The sequence below is a fragment of the Paenibacillus sp. J22FR83 genome (genome assembly GCF_059691955.1).
Map to the genome: position 1 here is coordinate 573,356 of NZ_JCAUAM010000001.1, position 16,431 is coordinate 589,786.

The window sequence follows — 16,431 nt, forward strand, 5'->3', positions numbered from 1 at the left end:
AATCAGAGATGAACGATTATATGAAATGAAAGGAGCCTTCCATGAACAAAATGGGAATAGGTCTACAACTGTACACACTCCGAGATGAAATGAATCGAGACGCTGCAGCGACTTTGCAAAAAGTTGCCGAGATGGGCTATGCGGGTGTGGAATTTGCAGGTTATTACGGGTTTAGCCCTGAGCAGCTGAAGAAGCTGTTGAACACGCTGTCACTGCAAGCCGTTGGCAGTCATGTAAACATGGAGCGGCTGCAAAACCATCTTGAAGAAGAGATTGCTATGAATGTCGCAATAGGAAGCCGTTATGTCATCTGTCCTGGAATCACGCAAGAACAACGACAAGCACTTCCCGAGACTGTTGCTTTCTTCAACAAGTGCAGTGAACAGTTTAGAAGAAATGGCATCGGATTTGGATTTCATAATCATTATGTTGAATTCACTGAAGCTTATGGAGATCAAATTTGGTTTGATGCCTTTTTTGGAAGCACATCCCCAGAAAATATGAAGAGTGAGCTCGATGTTTGCTGGGTACATAAAGCTGGCAGCGATCCTATTGCTTACCTCGACAAATATGCCGGACGCATACCGTTAATTCATTTGAAGGACATTCGCAAGTTCGAAGGTGACAGTTATCAAACGGTGGAACTGGGACGCGGTGAAATGAATTTACCAGCCATTATTAGGGCAGCAGCAACGGCGGGAACAGAATGGCTCATCGTCGAACAAGACGATTGTGACTTGCCTGCGTTAGAAAGTGTACAGATCAGTATGGATTGGCTAAGCCAAAATTATAGGTTTATGGAGGTCATTTAAGATGGCGAAAAAACTTAAAGGGGCAGTAATTGGTTGCGGGGGTATTGCCTTCGAGAAATATTTCCCTGCACTTTCCAAGCTGAAGGAACTGGAATTGGTTGCCTTCTGCGACATTATTATCGAAAAAGCAGAAAAAGCAGCGGCAGGATACGGTTCAACTGATGCAAAAGCATTTTACGATTATAAAGAAGTTCTAGCCCATGTCGCCATTGATGTCATCTATGTATGTACGCCGAACGATTCGCATGCGGAAATCTCGATTGCCGCCATGGAGTCAGGCAAACATGTCATGTGTGAGAAACCGATGGCCAAAACGGCTGCCGAAGCACAAGCCATGGTAGATGCTGCCAAACGTACAGGCAAAAAGCTCTCCATCGGCTATCAGAATAATTTCCGGCCAGACAGTCGGTATTTGCAACAAATTTGCGATAACGGCGAGCTCGGCGAGATCTATTTTGCCAAGGCTCATGCGATTCGCAGACGCGCTGTTCCCACCTGGGGTGTCTTTCTAGATCAAGAGAAACAAGGGGGTGGCCCTCTCATTGATATCGGTAGCCATGCGTTGGATTTAACACTTCGGATGATGAACAATTACGCACCAAAATGTGTTTTGGGCAAGGCCTATCACGAGCTTAGCCGTAAAGAAAACGCAGCGAATCTCTGGGGACCGTGGGATCCAGAAAAGTTTACAGTGGAGGATTCGGCTTTCGCCTTCATCACGATGCAGAACGGCGCGAGCGTTATACTCGAATCCAGTTGGGCGCTTAACTCACTTGACACTTTAGAGGCCAAAACGACGCTTTGCGGTACGGAAGGCGGAGCGGATATGCGTGACGGACTCCGAATTAATAGCGAAAAGCTCGGTAGAATGACTACGACCACCATTGATTTGAGCGCAGGAGGCGTCGCTTTTTTTGAAGGCCAAACAGAGAGTCCAAGCGACTTGGAAGCGCGGTTGTGGCTCGAATGCATCCTTCATGATACCGAACCGGTAGTAAAACCGGAGCAAGCGCTTGTTGTCACGCAAATATTAGAAGCCATCTATGAGTCTTCGAAGACTGGGAAAGCCATTTATTTTGAATAACCTCATTAAGTTAAGCATAAGCACCAGCCGCCCTGATTAAGGGCGGTTGTGTTTGTTCAAGGAATATGTGCGTACAATTGGCTAGAAAGCTTGTATAATAATGAAATAGTTACTAAACATGAACAATTTGCGCAGACAAAGGAGAAAACTGATGATGGATGGGCGAGGATAAATTGCGAGCGGAAACAATTGATGTAGCCATGGCGCACCATAAGAAGCGCCTCAGGTATCCTTCTGAGTTTTTAACCACATACATCATTCGATTGCAGACAAGCGGTTCCTGCGAGGCGTTGATTAATAACGAATACGTTGTGATTGAGCCTGGAGATCTGCTGATGTTTCGTCCTGGTGAAAAGTATGAGCTTATCTTAAAAAATAACAGCATCGATTACTATGTGATCTGCAATGGAACATGGATTGACCAGTGGTGGGACAATTTCTCCCCTCCGCAGAAGTCAACCATACCTCTTGACGATGATCTGCTGAAACTGTGGAAACAGTTGGCGAAGGAAACGTTACGGAGGAACGGCACCGTCGATGAATTAACTGATTATTTAATGCGTGTCTTTTGCTTGACTTTACAGCGCCTGCATGAAACAGCTAGCATAGGAAAAACATTAAGTCCCTCCTACATCGCTTATCAAATAAAAACTTTTATCGATCAACATGCGACAGAAGCGCTCACCCTCGAGCGAATCGCCAAACATGCGGGGATTAGCGTCTCTAGAGCTGTCAATTTGTTTAAGTCCAATTTTGGTCAATCCATCATGAGTTATGCCATTGAAGTCCGTCTTACTGTCGCGTGCGAACGTATTCGTTTCAGCGCAATGTCGCTTGATTATGTCGCAAAGTCATGCGGTTTCAACAGCTATACCTACTTCCACCGACAATTTCGTATCCATTTCGGACTATCCCCCCGGCAATATCGAGGAGAACAACAGAATCGGTCGAAACTCCCATGACCCCGCTAAACTTTCGAATATATGTCTGAAATTAAGATTCCGTTTTGAATCCAAATGAAACATACTATAATGAAACTATCTACTAATGTGTACGGGAGGGTCATCATGAAGCTTTTACTTGTGGAAGACGAACAGTTGATTCGCAAAGGGATTCTGATGAAGACCGACTGGAAGCAATGCGGAATCAATGAAGTGATGCAAGCAGAAGATGGTCGCGATGCCGTGCGGATCGCTGAGCAGTTCCGCCCCGACATTCTGCTTACAGATATCCGTATGCCCCATATGGACGGTATTGAGGCAGCTCGCAGTATTCGGGAGTTTTGTCCGAAAGTTCATATCATCTTCATGAGCGGCTTCTCGGATAAGGAGTATTTGAAAGCCGCTATTTCTTTACATGCTGTCCATTATGTAGAAAAACCGATCCATCCAGATGAGCTGCATGAAGCGATTCGCACCGCTTCCAAGATGGTCCAGAACGACCTGCGAACCGACATGGGAGAGGAAGAAAGTATGCCTCTTATTAAACGGGAAATAGCCGCTCTATTGTGTTCTCCTGTGTATCAATCCGATAAGCTTGCGCGGTTGTTTCCTTTAATCGGTTCTCAGTTTCCACACAACAATCCCTGTGTGAGCTCCGTTCTCAAATGGCATCATGCTATTGAACAGGGGGATCTCCTTCAACAAGAACTCGAGGATGCCGCTCAGATGGCAGCGTTAGATTGCTTATGTATGTTAAAAGATAACCATCATGTCGTCATCCATTTAATCTCCCGTTCCGAGCTAACGATACCGTTGGACGATTCACTTCAACAATGGATCCATCAATTATCCCTTCGGTTACCCAAAGTTCCTGGCTTTCATTTAGGAATTGGCCAGCAAGTCCATGGGTTGGATCAGCTATATGCTTCCTACATCTCAGCGTTGACGAATCTTCAAAGGGGCTTTTATCAGCCACCGAACGCCATCTTATGGGAGTCTACTAATCATTCTCACACCGATGCTTTCTTTTTTGAGGATAAGCGTATTACGACCTTTGCCCTTGCACTTCAACAAGATGATGCCTATCAGGCAAAAAATTGGCTTGCGAATTTGATGAAAGAGATATGTAAGTATCCTGATACATCTGTCACTTATACCAAAGGAATCTATTTGCAACTCTATCAAACTGTACAACAAGTTGGCAAAGAAAGCGGTATTCCTTCGTTCAGGCAGGAGGCGGCAGTAGGTAAATACGTGGAGCGTTTGTATGCTTGTCAGACATTAGACGTCTTAAATCAATTGTTGAGTGATGAACTCGATGTTCTTTTTGATCATTTGGAAACGCGAAAGGGCAACTCAATTATTCGTCATGTGACGCAATATATCGAGCGAAACTACCAGAATCGCCAGCTTTCACTGGCCGAAATCAGCGAGTATGTCGGAGTAACCATCCCTCACTTGTGTTTTGTCTATAAGGAAGGCACTGGTGTGACTATCAAACATTTCCTATCGGAATATCGGATTGACCGGGCCAAAGAACTGTTGGCCAATAAGGATCTCAAGTTATTTGATATAGCGTTACAGGTAGGGTATGGGGACGGGGAATATTTTAGCAAAATATTTAAAAAAGTAACCGGCCTGCAACCTTCAGAATTCAGGAAGAGGATCGCTGATGTTTAATTCCTTCAATCGCATTCTCCTTAAACTAAGATTAAAGCAAAAACTGTTGCTCTCCTATCTATTGCTCATTCTGCTTCCTATTCTCTACCTCCAGTTCTATGCCTCTGGTAAAGTAACGGGCATTATACAAGAAATGGTCAATTTCTCGCTCAATCAAAGCTTTAACCAAACGCATTCCTTTCTTTCCTATAAATTAAAACGGATGACCGATGTTTCAGATATCATTGCCTTGGACGAGCAGAATATGACCCGTATCCTAACGCGTAACGTAAACGATTACAATATCCATGATCAATTACAAGATGGAAACATCCTGAGGCAATTCATCACTTCCTTCCGTGACAGTACCGATATAAGCGAAGTCCGGCTCTATCTGCCAAAAGGATTTCTATTCGCCGATGAGGGCGTCAACATGTTGCGCCTGGATGATGTTCAAAAATCGACATGGTATAAGAACTTGGTCAATGCCAGAGTAAAGCTCATGTGGTTTTCTTCGCATGATTATCCAACCCTAGCTAGTGATGTCCGTCCGGTTATCTCCCTTATCCGCCTCATTCGCCATCCCAATCATTATAATGATACGATTGGTGTTCTAAGATTGGATATGGACGAACGGAATCTGAAAGAAATCGTTTCGCGTGCCAACACCGTGAAGAATAGTTTAACTTACTTACAGAGCAGCGATGGCCTCATTCTAATTGCTTCGGATGAACTGCTCATGAAGCAATATTTTCTCGCTGATGGCTCTGCACCTATACTCACACAGCATACAAGCGGCAGTTATAAGCAGATCATAAACGGCAGAGAGCTTGAATTCCTCCAGCTGCCCATACCGCAAACAGACCTGACCATGGTTACTGTTATTCCCTCTCAGGAGATCGTGTCAAGAAGTACACGCCTTCAGAAAGAGCTTCTTGCCAGCTTGCTCGTTGTCGCACTGCTAGCCATCGGGCTTGCACAATATATTTCCCTTCATATGACTAGGCGGATTACACATTTGAGTCAAAAGATGAAAGCAATGGAGGCTGGATTCCTAGAACCTATCGTAAAGCCGTCAGGTGAGGATGAGATCGGAGAGCTCATCCAAAGCTATAACTACATGTCGAAACAACTAGCTTTGTTAAAGGATGTTGAAGTAAAGGCAATTAAATCGGAATTGAAGGCCCTTCAATCCCAGATCAATCCTCACTTCTTATACAATACGCTAGATCAGATCAATTGGATGGCTCAATTCGGGATGAACGACCAAATCCCCGCTCTTGTGCATTCTTTAGCTGGATACTACAAACTTACTCTGAGCAATGGACAGGACATTATTACAATTGAACACGAACTGAAGCTGGTCGACTATTATGTCCAAATTCAAAATATTCGCTTTGAACAAAGAATCGAATTTATTATGGGGGTCGATGAGGAATTTCTACAAGGACTCATTCCGAAACTAACGCTTCAGCCCATCATCGAGAATGCCATTCTACATGGCATATTGAAGAGTGAGAATCGAGAGGGGATCATTACGGTAACTTGCGAACGCCAAGCTGATCAGATCATTCTGTCTGTCGTTGACGATGGGGTTGGTATGGACGGAGCACAGCTGGAAGTACTCCAATCAGGCAGTAAGATAAACAATCCGAACGGCAGCGGTTACGGGATTCGTAACGTACAGGAAAGGATTAAATTGTACTATGGGGAAGCCTTCGGATTGCAATTCTTCAGTTCACCTGGAGATGGGATGATTGTTGAGGTGCATATCCCGTTAATTATGGATTCGGATTCCTTATAAATATTAAGCATGAAGCCAAAAAGATCGCTCTCCACTTGCTGCGAAAAGACACAAGTGAAGTAGCGATCTTATTACGCTATCAAGGTTCCTTACAGGTGCATCGATGATATTAATTAATACCCATAAACCTCAAGCTCAACCATATAATTAGACGTATTTACGGTATTACCATTGAGCCAGAACCTTACGTACCGGCCTGATAGGGGACCAAACGTAATCGTCTTGCCAGCGCTCGTCTCCGTATATTCGGCATCGGTCCCTATTCCTTGGCCTGCCGAGTTATTCGTATCATTATTGAATACATTCGTATAGCTGCTGAAATCCGCATCATTCGAGATCTGAACAATCACATCGTGATATGTCCGACTGTCACTGAAATAGTGCCACATCGAGATTTGGTTCAAGGTGACGTTGGATCCAAGATCCATTACTGCATGAACCGCGCCAGTCCCCACATCTACCAAATCACTTGTGGATAAATTCCCATTTGATAATTTGGATGGAAATGCATCATTTACACCAGCAGCACTATAAGTAATGTCCCTATATTGAGAAACTAACTTAGCGATCGGGTCAGTTCCAAATACCTGCAGCTCGACAAAATTACTGTTGGTATTTACAGAATTGCCTTTTAACCAGAAACGAGCGTATCTAGCTGTAACTGGTGCAAAAGTAAGCGTCTTGCCGTTAACCGACTCAGCATATTCATCATCTGATCCATACCCTTGACCTGAACTGTTATCCTTATCATTATTGAACACCGTTGTTACATAACTGCTGAAATCAGACGTTCGCGACAGCTGAACGACCACATCTTTATACGTGCGGCCATCTGTATAAAAGTGCCACATCTTTACTTGACTAATGTCTTTCAGCGCACCAAGATCCATTTGAGCATACACCAATTGGTCAGGATTCCCGACAGTCACATAATCCGTAGATGCTGTATTACCATTTGTTAATTTGGAAGGGGGAGGATCCGATGCACTACTACTAAAGGTAGGAGCTATTCCTGCGGATAGGTTCGTTCTACTGATTCCGGGGTATTGAATCGCCCCTATACTTCCGCCGCTTATTGCAAATGGCGTACCAAAAAAGTCGCTATATCCTCTGTCCATATCCGAATGATAGCTCAGGGCTCCTGTTTTCATAGTAGCACTAGAACTGGATTGAAGCCGATAGTCCCGATTAGCAGGATCTACGAATAACGGATTCATCTGAACATTACCACTGCAGCTCGATGAGCAGACGCTGTTCAATTGCGCAGCGTCATAATTTAAGCTAAAGTTTGGTGGGGAACCCGTGTAATTCTTGTATCGAGCCACTTTTCCATTGGTATCGCCGGTTTGAACGACAGGATCCCAGAAATTGTTATTGCGAACGAAGGCTGTACCCGTTACTTGCGGATGTACGTTCAGGCCAACCTGCCCTTGAGGGCTGAGACCGTACTCATACATCATGTTATTGGCAATAACATTATTTTCCACCTTGTTGGCGCTCGGACTGTCAGGATTATCTCCAAGGTAAATAGCATACTGATCCGTCTCAGCAATCGTATTATTAATAATCCAACTATCCTTGGCTTCCATCCAAGTGTCGTTATCACCCGAAATAGCTTGCCAAGGATACATATCTAATCCCCAGGGTTGGAAGGAATGTTTGGGTAGAACTGTTCCTGTAGCACCCGTAATGATATTGCCATATATCCTGTTGCTGCTGCCAAGAACATGGTTTGTTGTTGTGTAATCGTGAATATAGTTGCGGCGAATGATATTATTCGTGGTCTTTCCGCTGTAGCCGTCCATGTCAAGACCATGCATGTATCCGGAAGTACCTGCAGAAATATCATTCTGCTCCACGATTACATGCTTGACGCCAGACAGGTTATTCTTGTAGTTTGTAAGCGATATACCGGAATGTCCCCAATTCAATATTTTATTACCACGAATGACTACACCGTCAACGGCATGATGGATGAATAATCCATCCCCTGTGGTCACTACCGTATCGTTCTCTTCGGGCAGCCAGACTTTGTCAATCAAGGAATTCGTTATCGTAATGTGAGAAACATTCGAAGTGTCGTCTGGGTTAGTTCCTAAATTCCCGATTTGTATGCCACCTTGAACAGCTCTTTGGACGATTAGATTGTCAAAGGTTAGATGCGAACTTGGCGCTTTGACCCAAATGACTCTCCCATAGGAGCCTCCACGGAAATCAATATCCTTCATCGTGACATGCTCTGTGTTCTCCATAACAACAACCGACGACAAATTATAGGCGATGACCTCTACATTCGTGGGGGCAACCGTGGACGAACCTGTATACAAGTATACAATTCCACCAGCAACTGCCCATTCATGTAATTGATCGACATCGTTCGCGCTTGTAACTTTTTGTTTAGGAACGCCATTCACAAATACCCGATACGCATCTAGACTAGTACTTCCATTAATACTCTTTTGCCAACGATTCGTCCCCGGTACATTCGTCCAGCCCGTATCCAGCTTATACATACCTGCAATCACTGGCTTTGGTCCAGTCCCATAAGCACCTATCGTGATAGGATCAGCTGATGTTCCTGCTTTGTTAGTCAAGTTAAGAGATGCGTTGTACCAAGCATCACCTCTCTTGAATAGGATTGTATTTCCTGCATTCATCAAGGTAAGGGCCGTTGAAATATTTTGCTTAGGAGCGCCTGCAGATAAACCGTTGTTGGAATCGCTTCCAGATGTGGAAAAATAGTAGGTCGTGCCTGTAGCAAACGTTACGTTAGGGGTTATCAGTATGGAGATAAGTACAGAGCTAATAATAAGTGCTGCAAAAAGGAAAAGCTTAGACAAAGAACCCTTCGATACATCGTTCATCGTAAACCTCCTCAATACCTATTTACTTACTACTTGTCACTCTTTTTAAACATGGATAACTGCTTGAATAAAATCGATTACCTCCTACGACTCAATTCTTGCTGATGTTACAACCTATTGACACCACCTCCTCAACGAATTTGCTATTGAATTAACCACTGTACATGCCAGCAAAAGTCAAAAGTCGTTTCAGAACAGCAGCAGCTTCCCCTCTTGTTGTTTGCGCCTCTGGTCGGAACGTGTTCTGTTCGTCACCTTCTATTAACCCCGCTGCCGCAGCTTGGGCAATGGCCTGCTGTGCCCAAGGTGCAGCCTCGTTGAAATCGACAAATGGTCGTACACTCCCACTGACTTCGGGAGTTGCCCATGGTTGACCAGTGAATTGAACCGCACGTTGCAGTATTACCGCTAATTCCTGCCTGTTAAGCGTTGCCTCAGGTCGGAAGGTCTTATCCGGATAGCCGCTAACCAATCCGGCATCCGCTGCCGATTGGACTAATGCGTCGTACCACTGCCCATTTATGTCAGCAAAGGAAGTATTGCCGGCATTACGATCCAAGGAAAGAGCACGTACTAACATCGATGCGAACTCAGCCCGAGTAACCGGTTTGTCTGGTCCAAAAATCTGATCCGATAAGCCATTAACGATGAGCTTATTCGCCATCGACTCTACCAAGGATTCGCTCCAATGGCCTTCAAGATCAGCGAAATGCTTATCTAGGCGAATTAAGGAATAAATACTGTTTCCTTTCCTGAAAAGCTCCGCTACCGTTTTACCGTTAATGCTACGAAACACTGTTGGAACCGGGAGCAGCTCACCTGTCGCTTCATCCATATAAACACCTATCGTATGATTAGATTCAACTTCAACATCAAGCTGAAAGGAACGTGGCACATACCGCGTGAATTTCGTTACAGTTACTTTTTCTCCAGATGGTGTTTCGGCAATCATTTCAAAATCGATCGGTTTCATCAACAATTTCGTTCCGATCTTAGTTGCTGCGCGCTCAACTTTATCCCCCTGCTCCCTATTTGCCTCTGTTACGATAATTGTAATCACAGCTTTATCCGCTTGATCACCTAATTGGTCACGCCAAGCACCTGAAGTCATTTCGCTAAACGGTACAGAGTAAGTAATATTCCCTACTTTAAGCACTACAGCTCCAGACGAATTTTGCACTGCCCACTTTTGAAGCAGCCCCATCGATACTCGTACTGGACCGTCTGCATCAACAAGGACCTGCCCCGATGCCACTTGACCGTTTCCGTCCTCTTCTGTGATATCGCGATGAGCTTTCATATTACCATTACCATTACCATTACCGTTTCCGTTTCCGTTTCCGTTTCCGTTGTTCTCCCTGGTGTCTGAAGTAATTTGAATGCTGAGCTTTTTGGGCACCTCATGAACCGTGGCATGCAATCCTGTTTCAAGATTTATCAAGCTCTTGACCTTCACTAGCTTGAAGTCAACGATTCCAGGAGCCCCTGCTTGGAAGGTAAGTGTGGTTAATGTTCTGGTACCACTTTCCCCAGGGGCTTGACCTGACTTCGTCGATCCATACCTAAGCGTATTTCCATTTTGGACAAAAACGGATGTTCCCCCAGACAGATTATCCTCCGCACGCAATAATGTCACGCCGGCGGGAATATCGATCGTCAAGTCATATGCATACAATGCATTGAGATTTGATCCTACTATGGTAATAGCGAAAGCATTTTTCTCTTTGATAGTTGGCGTTGTTGTCCGGATATCAAACGATGTTGGCACCTCATCTGCGAATGCCACTGACGATCCGTTGATCAACCCAAATAAACACGTGATGTATAGTAGGAACACACCAGTTCGAAACATGTGCTTTATCATTTGGCTCCCCCTTGCTAAATCTAATAACGTATACTTCTTAGAATTTGAGAAAAGGACTTAACACCCCCTTGCATCAACAAGGGGGCGCATCGCCATAAGTTTGTTTCGTCTTTACCCGGCGATTCGGCTTGCAATGAAGGCAAGATCCTCCATATCAACGGCACCGTCGCCGTTGATGTCTGTCAATTGTGCAAGGGCCCAGTCTGGGCTTGTTGCATCCTTTCCATAATGTTTCGCAATATTGGCGAAATCGACAATATTAAACTGCTGGTCGTTATTCGTATCGCCTGTTGCAGCCGTAATCCGGTGTGCTTCGAACTCCGCAATTGCCGCTGCCAGATTCGTCTGTGCAGCCTGGATTTGCGATTGAGTTGCGTCAGACTCATTTAAGACCGACTTGGCTGCATCAATCACAGCTGTCAAGGCTGCTTTCAATCCAGACAGCGTCGAGCTGAAGAAGGTCCCGATAATCGTACCTTCAGCAGCCTGATCACGGGTCGATTCCGCTTGCGTGACCAAAGCTCCTAGTGCTGCTTTATTCGAAATGCTCACATCTATCGAGCTCCCGGCTAGCACTGTAATGCCCCCTGCCTCTGAGGAAGCCGTTCCCGCAGATGTAGTGAAACTGGCATTACCTGCGGTAGCATCTGATTTAACATCGAACTTCAAGGTTAAGAACGGCCCGCTTGCTGGAATTGCACCTGTTCCCGTGCGTGCTGCCAAGATGCGCAGCTTGCCCTCTGACTCGTTGTTCGTTACGATGACGGCTTGCTGTGTGTAATCTTTCTCATAATTATTGTAAGTGAACTTCGTTGGATCATAAGTTACGGTTAGATCGATCCCAGCCGCAGGTTCTGTCTTGTCTAAAGCTAATTGAAGATCAAGCGACTGCCCTGTACTGACTGTAGATGTGCTAGCCGTCAATTTGACCGTTGGCACAGCAGGAGCTTCGACTTTGACCAAGCCCACCCAGTCCAGATTCATCGCTCCGCTGACTCTCCACATCTTAAGTTCAACTTCACCAGCGGGAAGCGTTGTACCGGTATGGACGGTCATCGCTTTCCAGTACTCCGGTTTAGTACCTTGATCAACCGTTCTTTCTGCTTCCGCCGTGTAATACTGGTTCCCTAGTTTAATGAGACGGGTTGGAAGCGTGTCAGCAAGCTCCCATGCAACGTATTTGAAAACAAGGTCATAATTGCCAGCTTCGGGAACGTTTAATTTCCATGTAATATTTTGTCCTAAAGCATTCCATTGGCTGACTCCTTTTCCACCCGACAACCAAGGCCGCGAAGAGTACACGTTGAAATTGCCGTCGTTGGTATCGATAAAGCTCTCGGCTTCCGCGAACACCGTTAATTCATCCTTGAGGAAATCATAATTCTCAGTAGCTTCAGTTGGCGTCACCCCACCAGGCGAAACGCTGCGCAGTTTCATCGTTCCGGTCACGTTAGGTATAAAGAATTTCGCATTCTTCCCAATGAAAGTGAGAGGCTTAACTGGACCCAACCCCTCAAAAATCAGGCCCGGCGGTGCTTCAAGAACCTCATAAAGACCGGCCGAATTCGTGATGCCTCCCCAAGCTGCAGTAGCACCGTGTCCATCGCCATAAGTGGACAAAGTTACTGATGATGCTACACCATTAATTTCAACAGGATAGGAAACCTGAGCTTGTGGTGCAGGTGCCGGAATGTTGCTTAACAGGAGGTGATGCTGACCAGGCTCGACATTCAATGTCAATGTATTGTCAGCCGTATCCCAATGAACACCACGCGTATACACAGCTTCCGTTACGCTGCCGCCCTTCGGCAAGCTCCGGTACTCTTCATCGATGACTGTCGTAACATTAGATTTATGCAAGCTGACCTGCGAATCTTGGGTTCCTGTAATCGATAACTCGTCGCCTGAAAGAGCGATAGTTGCCGGGTTTGTACTAGCAATGCGCGTAATCCCATTCTTCACTAGTTGTGTACCGCCGACCAAAAGAATTGAATCACCCTTGACAGTAGCTGCGATGCCTTCAAATTGAATATCGCCGGTATCTACAACACCGCTTTGTGCTGTACGAACATAAACATTCGTTCCATCTGTAAAATGCAGTTTCCGATACGTACCATGATCCTCCGTAACGATATCCTGAGGCTCCGAGCCCACTTGGTAAGGCACGTAGGTGGAAACGATCGTCGCTTCCTCCGTTTTTGGCGTTTTAAATCCGCCATGCAACCTTCTTTTCCCTCCATAAGTTGATCCGCCAGGCAAATATTCAACACCTTCGTAATCCAAGAACTTGTTGGTTACGTCGATCTTCGTTAACCCCGGATAGTAAAGATTTACTTCTAAAGCAGCCTTGTTTTTGATAATCGTCGCGCTGCTGTTCGCTTCGTCTAAGGTTAGGCTGTTTTCGGCATGGAGCCAATATTCGAAGCTGGAGCCTCCCGGCTCGCGCGCATTCAGATTATCAACGACGACAAAAGCGCCTGGCTTCACATAAATTACGCTTCGCTGAGCCAAATCAAGGCCGATTTTATCTCCGGTATTGTATGCCGTAGTGGCGTCACCTACCGCAGCATCGAAATCTTTATTTGTAGCGAAGCCCGTAATTTGACCCGTTGCTTTCATCTCGAATATTGGCTGGCCTTTTTTGTTATCATAGGTTATCGCATTGTGGGCAAAAGTCTGCTTGGCATATTTCTGGAAATGCTCGCTGTTGAAATCATCATAGAAACCGCCGTCAACCGTGAGATCCTCCCCGAAGGCTTTGATCATGATGCCGTTCTGATCCGCGTGGCTATGATTGAAGCTTCCGAAAGGACTGGATTTGAAAAAGAACGAAACTCGCTTCGGATCAAGTAAATTGGAATGCATCGCGACCGTTCCGATGTTCTCGAAATACTTGGCTGTCGGCATCTCTACCGGAGGGCGAGCCGCCAAGCTGCTGTCCTCATATAAGTAAGTGATGAAGTTGGCATAATCATATGGGTCTCGCTGCGAGTACCACTGCATCACCTCATTTTGCTGCATTTGCGCTTCGCGTGTTATACCTGCTGCAACATAGTTGCGGGAGATCAGGTCGGCTTGGTCACCGAATGCTCCGGTTTTCTGTCCGGGAGGCAGCATATACATCGGGTACCAGGCTTCGTTGCGGAAGTATGCCTTCTTATAAAGATTAAAGCCGGTCGCAATATAGAGTGTATCGACGAACTGTTTGTTACTCATCGTAGACCATTGCCAGTAGCCTTCTCCATTACCCCAACCGCCGTCCTCGCCGCCCCATGGAGGCGATAGATTAATATAGGCCGGGACAATTAGATTGAACCAATTCTGTGCGTCCTGCATAACGTTTTTCCCATTCACATTAATGTCGTCGTGCATCAAGGCAGTAGCAATCATGCCCAGGAAGCCAAATACAGTCCAACCGTGTGAATCATAAGGTGTACCGGAAATTGGTTTGCTATCGTACAGGACATCGTTTGCAATCGTTGTGGAGCGATGATGCACCATCGTTAATACAGTTTCCCGCTCAGTCGGGCTAAGGAAATCATAAAGCCAGTCATAAGCCATCGCGCCTGTTAATGCGATCTCCCGGTGAGCCTGATCGTCATTTTTATAAGCGGTTAGGCTGCTCTCATCCAAACTCCACGAAGAGATATGTAGTAATCGTCTTTTTGCATATTGGCCGTATTTGGGGTCCTGAGTGATTAAGTAAATAAAAGCTGCGTCCAATAAGGGATTTGTTATTGCGGTTACTTGATCGAGAACTTTTGGATTTTTAGTCACGGGTTCACCCGGCAGTACCAACGGGGACTGGGCTTCAGCCTCCACCGCAGCCTTTACCCGGCTCTTAACGGTATCAAATGTTTTCTTGCCGTCGCCGTCTTTTCTTGCACGAAATGTGTCCAGTGTAGCAGGCGTAGTGAGAATACGTGGATGTTCGGTCGATACGGCATGAAACATATCTGATGTTGAAGGCACCGGGAACGGAACGTTATCCGCATCAATGCGGAATTGTAATACTTCGCTCCAAGCCGACCACCCTGCCGGTTTATGAAACCTGACTCTCCAGAAGTAGGACTGTCCGCCTGCAAACGTATGCGAGAAATTATAGAAGTTGGTAGTAATACCATTTTTCTGATAAGCAATAGTATGAAAGGAGCTGTCTCCTGAAACTTGTAACTCGTAAGAATCAGCACCCGGAATGAAGGGCCATGCGAAATCTGGCGGATTCTGGGTCGTTACAAGATGATTAATAGGTTGAAATTTCCTAGAAACTCCCGGATCCTCCCCGATTGGCCACGTTAAAGCGCCTGCAGGCGGGGGAGTAGGTGTTGGTGTAAGAGTTGGAGTTGGGGTTGGTCCAGTAGTTGAATCGGTTGCTGTAAGTGAAGCCGCGTCGAAATAAATATCGGCAGTAGTGATACCTGGTGTAGACAATTCCACCTGTATATCCGTCGTACCAACGGGTGGTACAGCTGATAGGCTCAAAGTTTCATAGCTGCCAATGAGTGATGATTGCGCTTCCACAAATTGCTGGCCTGAAGATCCAATGAAGTGTAGAATTAAATTCGCGTTGCCAGCTAATACATTAGCTTTAACAGTTGCCTTATACTCCTTGTCAGCTAAGACTGGAATAGCCTGGCTTTTTACACTATATGCGTCAGTTGTAGAGTTGTCTATCATATGCACAGACCTGAATCCATGAGCAGCATAAGTCGCAGTATTAACCGACACGATACTGGAAGTAAGTCCATGGTCGATCGCTGTCCATCCCGTTGGCCTCGAACTAGAGGTAGCCTCAAAACTCGAGTTAGGGAGCAGCTCATTGGTCTTAAGAGATACATCGTCGAAATAAACGGTGCCGTTAGCGACGGTGCTCGGAATAACCAGACGAATAAGCAAACTTACCGTGCCAGAAGGCGGTGTGTCACTAAGCTCCACTGTCTGCCAGCCTGCAGATACCGATTTATATTCTGATACTTTAGTTGTACTTGCATTACTAGCATCAAAATATCGGACCTGCATCACAGCTTGCCCAACTTCGACTTTTACTTTGACACTAGCCTGGTAGGTAGTCCCAGGTGAGTAAGGAATCCTTTGGCTTTCCATAACTGCCGCTGCACTAGACGTTGTGTCCGTGACCTTCATACTTCTGGCCCCTTCCACGACGGGGTCGGTGACCCATTCGTAGGAAAGTCCCGTATTTACGGCTGGTGTCCAACTTACAGGCACGCCACCTGTCGCCTGTTCGAAACCAGGGTTCACAACTAACTCGGGCCCTAGAACTGAACTGCTAGCCGCACTAGCGAATTGAAAGGTGAACAAGTTTAGAATCAGGCTGAACCCCATCACAAATACAATCGTTGCAGAAATTTTGCGTTGCCACATACGGTTTCTCAAATTTTACGC

8 protein-coding genes are annotated in these 16,431 nt (G+C 45.7%); 5 read left to right on the plus strand and 3 right to left on the minus strand.

Features of this window, described 5'->3' with window-relative positions; genetic code table 11:
- Positions 1-41: 41 nt before the first annotated feature.
- The 5 genes from AC58PV_RS01900 to AC58PV_RS01920 all read left to right on the plus strand — a co-directional run bounded on the left by AC58PV_RS01900 (position 42) and on the right by AC58PV_RS01920 (position 6,300).
- A complete protein-coding gene (locus AC58PV_RS01900; protein ID WP_497430603.1) occupies positions 42-812 on the plus strand; it encodes a sugar phosphate isomerase/epimerase family protein in 771 nt (256 codons plus the stop codon).
- 1 nt (position 813) lies between these two features.
- Complete coding sequence (locus AC58PV_RS01905; protein ID WP_497430604.1) at positions 814-1,896, plus strand: Gfo/Idh/MocA family protein; 1,083 nt, start codon at positions 814-816, stop codon at positions 1,894-1,896.
- 158 nt (positions 1,897-2,054) lie between these two features.
- Positions 2,055-2,858 carry an AraC family transcriptional regulator gene (locus AC58PV_RS01910; protein WP_497430605.1) on the plus strand — a complete coding sequence of 268 codons (804 nt, stop codon included), beginning with the start codon at positions 2,055-2,057 and terminating at the stop codon, positions 2,856-2,858.
- 105 nt (positions 2,859-2,963) lie between these two features.
- Positions 2,964-4,517, plus strand: a complete 1,554-nt coding sequence (locus tag AC58PV_RS01915) for a response regulator (protein ID WP_497430606.1) — start codon at positions 2,964-2,966, stop codon at positions 4,515-4,517.
- Positions 4,510-6,300: a sensor histidine kinase gene (locus AC58PV_RS01920; protein ID WP_497430607.1), complete on the plus strand. Its 1,791-nt coding sequence runs from the start codon at positions 4,510-4,512 to the stop codon at positions 6,298-6,300. The genes AC58PV_RS01915 and AC58PV_RS01920 overlap by 8 nt, the downstream gene beginning before the upstream one ends.
- 113 nt (positions 6,301-6,413) lie before the next feature.
- Here the strand turns inward: AC58PV_RS01920 and AC58PV_RS01925 are convergent, their stop codons facing one another.
- From AC58PV_RS01925 to AC58PV_RS01935, 3 genes are all read right to left on the minus strand, one after another.
- Positions 6,414-9,164, minus strand: coding sequence for a right-handed parallel beta-helix repeat-containing protein (locus tag AC58PV_RS01925; RefSeq protein WP_497430608.1), 2,751 nt, complete (start codon positions 9,162-9,164; stop codon positions 6,414-6,416).
- A 151-nt stretch (positions 9,165-9,315) separates the two neighbouring features.
- A complete protein-coding gene (locus AC58PV_RS01930) occupies positions 9,316-11,028 on the minus strand; it encodes an S-layer homology domain-containing protein (protein ID WP_497430609.1) in 1,713 nt (570 codons plus the stop codon).
- Between the two features lie 111 nt (positions 11,029-11,139).
- Positions 11,140-16,422, minus strand: a complete 5,283-nt coding sequence (locus tag AC58PV_RS01935) for a DUF4962 domain-containing protein (protein WP_497430610.1) — start codon at positions 16,420-16,422, stop codon at positions 11,140-11,142.
- Between the last annotated feature and the right edge of the window lie 9 nt (positions 16,423-16,431).

What these genes read in the sequence shown, in the direction of transcription:
- AC58PV_RS01900 (WP_497430603.1), top strand. Translation starts at nt 42, where the DNA reads ATGAACAAAATGGGAATAGGTCTACAACTGTACACACTCCGAGATGAA.
- AC58PV_RS01905 (WP_497430604.1), top strand. Translation starts at nt 814, where the DNA reads ATGGCGAAAAAACTTAAAGGGGCAGTAATTGGTTGCGGGGGTATTGCC.
- AC58PV_RS01910 (WP_497430605.1), top strand. Translation starts at nt 2,055, where the DNA reads ATGGGCGAGGATAAATTGCGAGCGGAAACAATTGATGTAGCCATGGCG.
- AC58PV_RS01915 (WP_497430606.1), top strand. Translation starts at nt 2,964, where the DNA reads ATGAAGCTTTTACTTGTGGAAGACGAACAGTTGATTCGCAAAGGGATT.
- AC58PV_RS01920 (WP_497430607.1), top strand. Translation starts at nt 4,510, where the DNA reads ATGTTTAATTCCTTCAATCGCATTCTCCTTAAACTAAGATTAAAGCAA.
- AC58PV_RS01925 (WP_497430608.1), bottom strand. Translation starts at nt 9,164, where the DNA reads ATGAACGATGTATCGAAGGGTTCTTTGTCTAAGCTTTTCCTTTTTGCA.
- AC58PV_RS01930 (WP_497430609.1), bottom strand. Translation starts at nt 11,028, where the DNA reads ATGATAAAGCACATGTTTCGAACTGGTGTGTTCCTACTATACATCACG.